Raw genomic sequence first — 1,707 nt, 5'->3', positions numbered from 1 at the left:
GACGGGGCTCGGCCGGGCGTCGGCCGGCACCACCGCGACGGCCGCTCCCGCCGCGGTCGCCGCGCCCGACACCCCCCGGGCGAACGTGCCGCCGCAGGACGAGCTGGAGCACCCGTCGCGGCTGCAGAAGGGCTTCCTGCCGATCCTCTCGTGGACGCTGCGGCATTCCGCGGTGACCATCGTCGTCGCCGTGCTCATCCTCGGCGGCACGGTCGCGCTCGCGCCGTTCATGAAGACGAACTTCCTCGGCGACAGCGGGCAGAACACGTTCCGGGTCACGCAGGAGCTGCCCGTCGGCTCGAGCCTGGAGTACATGGCGGCGGCGTCCGAGCCGGTCGAGGAGGCCATCCGCGGCGTCGAGGGCGTCGAGACCGTGCAGGCCTCCATCGGCACTTCCACCGGCGGCGGCGCGCTCGCCGCGTTCGGCGGCGGCGGCACCACCGTCGCCTACAACGTCACGACCGACGAGGACGCCGACCAGCTCGCCCTCCAGGAGGAGGTCAGGGCCGAACTCGGCGACCTCGAGGACGTCGGCGAGATCACCCTCGCCGCGCAGAGCGGCTTCGGCGCCTCGAGCGACATCGAGGTCGACATCACGGCGGCGAACGAGGCCGACCTGCAGGCGGCGACCGACGCGGTGGTCGACGAGCTGTCGGGGCTCGACTCGCTGACGCAGGTCACGTCGAACCTCGAGGCGTCGCAGCCGTACATCGCGATCGAGGTCGACCGCGCCGCGGCCGCCGAGGCAGGCTACTCCGAGGTCGCGCTCGGCACCGTCGTGTCGGCCGCCATGCAGCCGCAGTCCGCCGGGTCGATCGTCATCGACGAGCAGACCCTCACGATCTACCTCGCGTCGGACGAGCCGCCGACCACGCTCGACGGCCTCCGGGCGCTCGAGGTGCCCACGCCGACCGGCCCGGTCCGCCTCGACGAGCTCGCGACCGTCGAGCAGGTCGAGGGACCGTCATCCGTCACCACCGTGCAGGGCCTGCGCAGCGCGACCGTCGCGGCCACGCCCGCGGGCGACGACCTCGGCACCGCGAGCGCCGACGTGCAGGGCGCCGTGGCCGCGGTGGACCTCCCCGAGGGCACGTCGGCCTCGCTCGGCGGTGTCACGGCCGACCAGCAGGAGTCGTTCTCGCAGCTCGGGCTCGCGCTGCTCGCCGCCATCCTCATCGTCTACGTGGTGATGGTCGCCACGTTCCGCTCCCTGCTGCAGCCGCTGCTCCTGCTCGTGTCGGTGCCGTTCGCGGCGACGGGCGCGATCCTGCTGCAGGTCGTGACGGGCATCCCGCTCGGCGTCGCGTCGCTCGTCGGCGTGCTCATGCTCGTCGGGATCGTGGTCACGAACGCGATCGTGCTCATCGACCTCGTGAACCAGTACCGCGACCGGGGGATGACCGTGCGCGACGCGCTGCTGCACGGCGCGTCGAGGCGACTCCGGCCGATCCTCATGACGGCGCTCGCGACGATCTTCGCGCTGCTGCCGCTCGCGCTCGGCATCACCGGCAGCGGCGGGTTCATCTCGCAGCCGCTGGCGCTCGTCGTGATCGGCGGCCTCCTGTCGTCCACCGTGCTGACGCTCCTCGTCCTGCCGTCGCTGTACGACCTCGTCGAGGGCGGACGCGAGCGGCGGCGCGAGCGGCGCGCGGCGAAGCAGGCGGCAGAGCCGGCCCCGGCGCCGGCGATGGCGATGGCGGGGCAGGC

Annotated in this window: 1 protein-coding gene; it reads left to right on the top strand. The window is 73.5% G+C overall.

The features are described from left to right. Positions 1-1,707 (top strand): efflux RND transporter permease subunit (locus ESO86_RS16465; RefSeq protein WP_165308175.1); only part of this gene is annotated, 1,707 nt, incomplete at both ends.

This window comes from Agromyces binzhouensis, from assembly GCF_004135055.1.
Classification (GTDB): domain Bacteria; phylum Actinomycetota; class Actinomycetes; order Actinomycetales; family Microbacteriaceae; genus Agromyces; species Agromyces binzhouensis.
The sequence above is the reverse complement of the archived record's forward strand: the minus strand, read 5'-3'. Positions and strand labels throughout refer to the sequence as shown.